Raw genomic sequence first — 7,085 nt, forward strand, 5'->3', positions numbered from 1 at the left:
GGCCTCCCGGTTGGGAGACCGCCCTCGAGTGGGACACGATGTCTTGCTAGCGCTTGCGGCGACCACCCCGCAGCGAGGACGCCAGCAGGAGAACGCCGACCAGCAGCGCGCCGCCGGTGACGAGCCAGCGTGGGTCGACCGTCGGGAGCCACAGGCGGCCGTCGCTCAGGACGTAGCCCGAGGCGACCAGCGTGGCCAGGCCCATGATGAGGGTGAACACGTCCGGCCAGCGGCGCCGGGTCTCCGTCTCGCGGGTCTTGTCAGCCACGACGCACCTCCACAGCACCCGTTCCGACCTCGATCTGCATGTCCACGTCCAGCCCGCCCGGTCCGTCGGGGCCGTCGTCCTCGACGGTCACCACGTTGTCGTTCGTGCCCGCCCGCTCGCGGTCGAGGCACTGCACGTCACCCAGGTCCGCCTCGCACCTGATGTCGACGTCGGCCGACTCCGGCACGATCACTTGGACGTCGCCCAGGTCGAGCTTGATCCGCGTGTCGACCGAACTGGACGCCGGCAGCTTGGTCAGGTCCAGCTCGACCGCGCCGACCCCGAGCCGGTACTCCGAGCGCACCTCGGAGACCCTCGTCGGCTGCGCCTTGATCTCGCCGACCCCGCCGCTCACGCCGTTCGGGAGGATCGTCGTCATCGCGATGCCGATCGCGGCCAGCGGCACCGCGAAGCCGATCAGCCCGCGCCCGCCCCGGCGGAACGAGCCGACGACCATGCCGATCCCGAGCAGGGCCAACACGATGCCGATGATGTGCTGCGCGTCGATCCAGCCGCCGGCCGCCGACGACAGCACCGCCGCGGTGATCAGGGCGAAGCCCACGGTCAGCAGGCTGATCCGGGACCGGCGCTTCGGCGCGCGCGGCTCCTCCTCCGGCTCGACCTCCTGCGGCGTCGGCTCCGGCAGGTCCCACGCGAACGGCGCGGCACCCAGCGGGTCCCAGGCCGGGGGCGTGTCACGGGCCTCCGGCTCGGCCTCCCGGCGCTCGGCGACGGGCGGCGGCTCGTTGGTCAGCGGATCCACCGGCTGGTTCGGCAGCGGCATGGTCGTGCCCGACATCGGCGCCGCGGTCGTCGGCATGTCCGCCATCGGCTGGGCGACCGGCTCGGCCGGCGCCGCGCCGAGGTGGCCTCGGTTGCGGTGCAACAGGTACAGCGCGACACCCACCAGGACCACGCTCGCGATGCCGGGGAAGCCCGGGAAGAACCCGCCGAAGAACCAACTGAACATCGGCACCATGGCGATGCAGAGCAGCACGGTGAACGCGCTGGACGTGGAGCTGCGGCCGCGTCCGATCAGCGACTCGAACGGCGACACCTCGTCGTCCTGCTCGGGCAGGAAGAGCCAGCCGAGCAGGTAGAGCACGATGCCCGCGCCGCCGTAGATCGTCGCCACCACGAAGCCGACCCGCACGATCGTCGGGTCGATCCGGTAGCGCCTCGCGATCCCCGCCGCCACGCCGGCGATCTTGCGGCCGCGCCGCGGCCGCCTGGGTCTCGTAGACCAGAAGTCCTTGACTGTGTCCTCGACGCCGGCCATGCCGGAAGTCTGCTGTGTCCCACTCACGTTATCGAGCATGCGACGCGCGGGCCGGCGGCACATCAGGGAGTGACCCTGATGTTCGACCCTGGGGTATTTCCCTGATGGAGGGAGCATGCTGGTCGTGTGACCATGGACGGGTGCCAGCACAGGTGGTGATGACGTCGGACAGTGAGCGGGATCTGGAGCGCGCGAAGCCCTCCGGCCCGCCGGCTCCGGTCGACGACGTGGTCAAGATGCGGCGCCGGCGAAACGGCCGTGCGGTGGCCGGGGTCGCCGGCGGCATCGCCGACCACCTGGACATCCGCGTGCTCTGGGTGCGGATGGCGTTCGCGGTGCTCGCGGCGCTCGGCGGGGCCGGCGTGCTCGCCTACGGCCTGCTCTGGGTGTTCGTGCAGCAGCAGTCCCGCGAGGAGGCGCAGCGCGAGGTCTCGCGCAAGGAACGCCAGCAGGCCCGCGGCATGATCGCGCTGGGCATCGGTCTCGCCATCGGCGCCGGCACGTTGTCCGGCACGCTCAACGGCTGGGTCGTCGGCGGTCTCGGCGTCATGATCGTCGGCGTCGCCCTGGTCTGGCGGGAGGCCGACGACTCCACCCGCCGCCGCGTCTCCAGCGGCTTCCTCGGCGCGGTGCTCGGCGACGGCGGGCGAAGTGCGCTCTTCCGGGTGCTGGCCGGCGGCGCGCTGGTGATCTCCGGCATCGTCGTGTTCCTGATCCGCAGCGTGGACATCGACCAGATGCAGTTCGCGCTGCTCTCGGTGGTGGCCACGCTGATCGGCGTCGCGGTGCTGACCGTGCCGTTCTGGCTGCGGCTGGTCCGCGATCTGGGCGAGGAGCGCCGGGCTCGCATCCGCACCGAGGAGCGCGCGGAGATCGCCGCGCACCTGCACGACTCGGTGCTGCAGACACTCGCGCTGATCCAGAAGCAGTCCGAGACGCCGCGCGAGGTGCTGCGGCTGGCCCGCGGCCAGGAGCGGCAGCTGCGCGGCTGGCTGTACGGACCGGCGGGCTACGGCCGCAAGTCCGACGGCGCGGCCGACGGCGAGGACGCGCTGACGCTGGCCGAGGCGATCGCGCAGGCCTGCGGCGAGGTGGAGGACCAGTTCGCGATCCAGGTCCAGCAGGTCGTGGTCGGCGACACCCAGCTCGACGAGAAGCTCGCCGGCCTGGTGTTCGCGGCCCGCGAGGCGGTGGTCAACGCGGCCAAGCACGCGGAGGTCTCCGAGGTCTCCGTCTACGCCGAGGTGGAGCCCGAAAAGGTGACCATCTTCGTGCGCGACCGGGGCAAGGGCTTCGACGTCGGTGCGGTTCCGGGGGACCGGCATGGCCTCGCGGACTCGATCCGGGGCAGGATGGAGCGCAACGGCGGCGAGCTGCGGCTGCGTACGGCGCCCGGCGAGGGCACCGAGGTGGCGCTGCTGATGCCACGCGCCGTCGTGAACGCCTGAGCCGAGGAGGGATGTCCGTGACCGAGGGCGAGAAGGGCCCGGTCCGCGTGTTTCTGGTGGACGACCACGGGTTGTTCCGGGCCGGCGTGCGCGCCGAGCTGGACTCGATCACCGACGAGATCGAGGTGGTCGGCGAGGCGGGCACGGTCGGCGAGGCGGTCGCGGGCATCGGGCACCGCAAGCCGGACGTGGTGCTGCTCGACGTGCACATGCCCGACGGCGGCGGCGCCGAGGTGCTGCGCCGGGCGCGCAAGGACAACCCCGAGGTCGTGTTCCTGGCGCTGTCGGTGTCCGACGCGGCCGAGGACGTGATCGCGGTGATCCGGGCCGGCGCGCGCGGGTACGTCACGAAGACGATCTCGAGCCACGAGCTCGTCCGCGCGGTCGTGCGGGTCTCCGAGGGCGACGCGGTGTTCTCGCCGCGGCTGGCCGGGTTCGTGCTGGACGCGTTCGCCGACCGGCCGGGCGCGGCGCCGATCTCCGATCCCGAGCTGGACCTGCTGACCCCGCGCGAGCGCGACGTGCTGCGTCTACTGGCCCGCGGCTACGCGTACAAGGAGATCGCGGCGGAGCTGTTCATCTCGGTGAAGACGGTCGAGACGCACGTGTCCAGCGTGCTGCGCAAGACACAGCTGTCCAACCGCTATGAGCTGTCCCGCTGGGCATCGGACCGCCGGTTGGTCTGATCTCGGGCTCTTTTGCTCTGCCGCAAAGGCGTTTTCCGGGGATACAGTGATCGCTCATGCGACGCTTCCTGGTGATCGTCCAGGTGATCTTGGTCGTGGCCGGTCTCGGCCTCGGCGGTTTTGTCGGGTACCAGGCGTGGGACCTGAGGGGCAAGAGCGCGGCGCCGGACGAGCTGCCGTCCTACCTCATCCTCGCCGTGGTCGCGCTGGTGTTGGTGGCCGCGGCCCATGTGGTGCGACCGCGCGAGGACGCCGAGCCGGAGTCCTTGGCGGCCCCGCAGCGGCGGGCGCCTGGCCAGCCGCCGTTCCAGCCCGGCGGATACCGACCGGGCGGACCGCATACCGGCTCGCAGCCTCCGATCGGTGGCCCGGGCGGTCCAGGGGGCCCGCATACCGGCTCGCAGCCGCCGATCGGTCCGGGTGGTCCCGGTGGTCCGCAGACCGGCCCGCAGCCGCGGCTCGGCGGTCCGGACCAGCCCTACGGCGACCAGCCGTTCGGCGGTCGCACCGAGCAGTACCCGCGGCCCTAGCTCTTGGCGGCTGCCACCACCGGGAGCGGGTCCAGTACCGGCGCCCGGCGGCGTACCCGGGTCAGCGCGACCCCGGCGAGCACGACCACCATGCCGGCGATGACGCGCGGGTCGAGGACCTCGTCGAGCACGAGCGCGCCGAGCAGGACCAAGACCAGGACCGCGATTGCGGCGCTGACGTGAAGCTGCACCGATTCCAGCTGGTCCCGGTGCGCTGTCTGCTGGACGCACGGGCGAGGTCCGCGAAGTCGGTCGCGGACCGGTAGGCGGCTCAGCCGCTGCCGACCACCACGAAGTTCTCGATCAGGAGCTTGTCGCCCTCCTCGACCAGGGCGAACGACGTCGCCTCCAGCGAGGTGTCGCCGTTCTTGGACTGGTAGAACAGGTCCGCGGCGACCCGGGTGCCCTCCGCCTCGGTGCTCTGCACCTCGACCGACTCGATCGTGTTCCAGAACTGCTCGTACTGCTCCCGGCCGCCGGACTTCTCCAGCGCCTGCCCGGTCAACAGGTCGTACGCCTCGTCGGTGTTGTCCGGCAGCAGCGCGTAGTAGTCCCGGATCGCCTGCTGGTAGTCCTCGGGCGTCGGCCCGGCGTCCTCGGACGGGGGCTGCGTCTGCGAGTTCTGGTTCGCGCCGCCGTTGTCCTTCTGGGCCGATGACACCAGGGTCGCCACCAGGATCCCGACCGCCATCGCCGCGACGATCGCGAGCACGGTCAGCGCGACCGAGCGGCCTCGGCCATCGGACCGGGCGGGCCGCGGCGGCCGGCGGGGCGGTCCCGGCGGGTGGTGCGCCAGCTGCGGGCCGGACGGCATCGGCTCGCGGTGCATCACGGTCCCCGCCGGACTGGGCGTCGGCTCGGAGAACGGGTGCACGTCGAGCCGGGTCGCGTCCTTGGGCGGGCCCGCCCACTGCGGCGGCTGGCTGGGCCGGGGCGGCGTCGGCGGGCCGAGTGGTGGCTGCGGCCGCCGGTTGCCCGCGATCCGGTTCGTCGGCGCGCTCGCCGCGTCCATGACCGCCGGGGCCGATCGCCCGTCGGCTACCGCGACGAGGTTCTCCCGCGCGGCGGTGAGCGACGGCCGCTCGTTCGGGTCGACCCGCAGCAGCTGCATCAGCAGGGCGGTGAGCGGGCCGGCGTGGCGCGGCGGCGTGATGTTGCCCGCGGCGACCGCGTACAGCAGCGCGAGCGTGTTCTCGCTCAGCCCGAACGGAGAGTGGCCCTCGATGGCCGTGTAGAGCGTCGACCCGAGCGAGAAGACGTCCGAGGCCGGCGTCGGGTCCTGACCCTTCGCCACCTCGGGCGCGAGGTAGGCCGGCGTGCCGGCGAGCATCCCGGTCGCGGTGACCGTGACGTCACCGGTGGCCCGCGAGATGCCGAAGTCGGTGATCTTGACCGTGCCGTCCTCGCTGAGCAGGACGTTGGCCGGCTTGATGTCCCGGTGCACGATGCCGGCCGCGTGGGCGGCCACCAGTGCGGAGGCGATCTGCGTGCCGATCCGTGCGGCCTCCTGCGGCGCCAGCGTGCCGCGCTCGGACAGGACCATGGCGAGGCTCTTCGACGCCAGGTACTCCATGACGAGCCACGGGTCGTCCTCGTGTTCGGCGACGTCGTAGACGGTGATCGCGTTGGGATGTGCGAGCCGCGCCGCGATGCGGCCCTCCCGCATACATCTTCGCCGCGCCTCCTCGGCCTGGGCGTCGGTCAGGCCGGGCTGCAGCAGCAGCTGCTTGATCGCCACCGTGCGGTGCAGTCGCTCGTCGTGGGCCTGCCACACGATCCCCATCGCGCCGCTGCCCAGCCGCGGCCCGAGCCGGTAGCGACCCGCGACGAGCTCCCCTTCAACCGTCACGACGTACCCCTGCCCCGATCCTCACCGCTGCCACTATCGACCCTCCGCCGGAGGTGCCGTCGTGGTGGTGGTGGGATCCGGCTCCTCGGTGGTGGTCGTCGTGGTGGTCGTCGTCGTGGTCGTCGTGGTCGTGGTGGTGGTCGTCGTCGGGTCCGGTTCCTCGGTGGTCGTCGGTTCCGGCTCGGTGGTCGTGGTGGTCGTCGTGGTCGGCGGCGGCGTGGTCGTCGTCTGGGTGACCGGCGCCTCGCGAACCGGCTTGTTGTCGGTGTTGTCCGGCTTCTTGTCCTCCCGGCTGGCCAGCAGCCAGGCGCCGGCGGCGACGAGCGCGGCGAGCAGGATGCCGGCGAACACCAGCGGCTTGCGGGATCGCGAGGACGGCGGCGGGGCGGCCGGCATCGGCCGCACGGAGCGGGTCCGGTCGCCGGCGCCGACCAGCTGGGTGGCCTCGTCGTACTCGCCGAACTCGTCGCCGTAGTCGTTGTCGTACGAGCCGACCATCCGCGTCGCCGCGTCGCCGCTCACCGGGAAGGCCCGCGGCATCGACGGCACGGACGGCACCTCGCCGGCGGCCACCGCGGCGAGCAGGTCGCGCGTGCGGGAGGTGGACGGGCGGTCCTCCGGGTCGGTGGCCAGCAGCCAGGTGAGCACGCCGGTGAGCGGCCCCGCCTGCATCGGGTCGTTGATCCGGCCGGCGGCCACCGCGTGCAGCAGCTGCAGGGTGTTCTCGGTCAGCCCGAACGGCGGCTCGCCCTCGACCGCCGCGTAGAGCGTGGAGCCGAGGGAGAACACGTCGGACGCGGGCGTCGGCTCGTTGCCGATCGCGGCCTCTGGCGCGAGGTAGGCGGGCGTGCCGGCGATCATGCCGGTCTTGGTCACCGTGACGTCGTCGGTGGCGCGGGAGATGCCGAAGTCGGTGATCTTCACCGTGCCGTCGTCGCCGAGCAGGATGTTGCCGGGCTTGACGTCGCGGTGCACGATGCCGGCCGCGTGCGCGGCGGCCAGCGCGGCGGCGGACTGCGCACCGA

Annotated in this window: 8 protein-coding genes; 3 read left to right on the forward strand and 5 right to left on the reverse strand. The window is 72.5% G+C overall.

What is annotated here, in order from left to right:
* Positions 1 to 46: 46 nt before the first annotated feature.
* On the reverse strand, positions 47 to 268 hold the full coding sequence (locus ACRDSK_RS14350) for a hypothetical protein (RefSeq protein WP_431441202.1): 222 nt from the start codon (positions 266 to 268) through the stop codon (positions 47 to 49).
* The gene (locus ACRDSK_RS14355) at positions 261 to 1,574 is read right to left on the reverse strand and encodes a PspC domain-containing protein (protein WP_431441203.1); all 1,314 of its coding nucleotides are present in this window, start codon (positions 1,572 to 1,574) and stop codon (positions 261 to 263) included. Before ACRDSK_RS14355 ends, ACRDSK_RS14350 begins: the two co-directional genes overlap by 8 nt.
* Positions 1,575 to 1,705: 131 nt before the next feature.
* On the opposite strand from ACRDSK_RS14355, the gene ACRDSK_RS14360 reads away from it, so the two are divergent.
* The 3 genes from ACRDSK_RS14360 to ACRDSK_RS14370 are packed head-to-tail and all read left to right on the forward strand — an operon-like array spanning position 1,706 to position 4,211.
* Positions 1,706 to 2,995, forward strand: coding sequence for a PspC domain-containing protein (locus ACRDSK_RS14360; RefSeq protein WP_431441213.1), 1,290 nt, complete (start codon positions 1,706 to 1,708; stop codon positions 2,993 to 2,995).
* A gap of 11 nt (positions 2,996 to 3,006) precedes the next feature.
* On the forward strand, positions 3,007 to 3,681 hold the full coding sequence (locus tag ACRDSK_RS14365; RefSeq protein ID WP_431441205.1) for a response regulator: 675 nt from the start codon (positions 3,007 to 3,009) through the stop codon (positions 3,679 to 3,681).
* Between the two features lie 56 nt (positions 3,682 to 3,737).
* Positions 3,738 to 4,211 carry a hypothetical protein gene (locus ACRDSK_RS14370; RefSeq protein ID WP_431441207.1) on the forward strand — a complete coding sequence of 158 codons (474 nt, stop codon included), beginning with the start codon at positions 3,738 to 3,740 and terminating at the stop codon, positions 4,209 to 4,211.
* Here the strand turns inward: ACRDSK_RS14370 and ACRDSK_RS14375 are convergent.
* The 3 genes from ACRDSK_RS14375 to ACRDSK_RS14385 all read right to left on the reverse strand — a co-directional run.
* Positions 4,208 to 4,402: a hypothetical protein gene (locus ACRDSK_RS14375; RefSeq protein WP_431441209.1), complete on the reverse strand. Its 195-nt coding sequence runs from the start codon at positions 4,400 to 4,402 to the stop codon at positions 4,208 to 4,210. The genes ACRDSK_RS14370 and ACRDSK_RS14375 overlap by 4 nt on opposite strands.
* A gap of 80 nt (positions 4,403 to 4,482) precedes the next feature.
* Positions 4,483 to 5,994, reverse strand: a complete 1,512-nt coding sequence (locus ACRDSK_RS14380; RefSeq protein ID WP_431441215.1) for a serine/threonine-protein kinase — start codon at positions 5,992 to 5,994, stop codon at positions 4,483 to 4,485.
* 99 nt (positions 5,995 to 6,093) lie between these two features.
* Positions 6,094 to 7,085 (reverse strand): serine/threonine-protein kinase (locus ACRDSK_RS14385; RefSeq protein ID WP_431441210.1); only part of this gene is annotated, 992 nt, incomplete at its 5' end.

This window comes from Actinophytocola sp. (assembly GCF_050699915.1).
Lineage (GTDB): Bacteria > Actinomycetota > Actinomycetes > Mycobacteriales > Pseudonocardiaceae > Actinophytocola.

Bases quoted from the DNA above. Each gene is read 5' to 3' on its own strand.
- ACRDSK_RS14380 (WP_431441215.1), bottom strand. From the start codon at position 5,994: ATGGGGATCGTGTGGCAGGCCCACGACGAGCGACTGCACCGCACGGTG.
- ACRDSK_RS14360 (WP_431441213.1), top strand. From the start codon at position 1,706: ATGACGTCGGACAGTGAGCGGGATCTGGAGCGCGCGAAGCCCTCCGGC.
- ACRDSK_RS14365 (WP_431441205.1), top strand. From the start codon at position 3,007: ATGTCCGTGACCGAGGGCGAGAAGGGCCCGGTCCGCGTGTTTCTGGTG.
- ACRDSK_RS14370 (WP_431441207.1), top strand. From the start codon at position 3,738: ATGCGACGCTTCCTGGTGATCGTCCAGGTGATCTTGGTCGTGGCCGGT.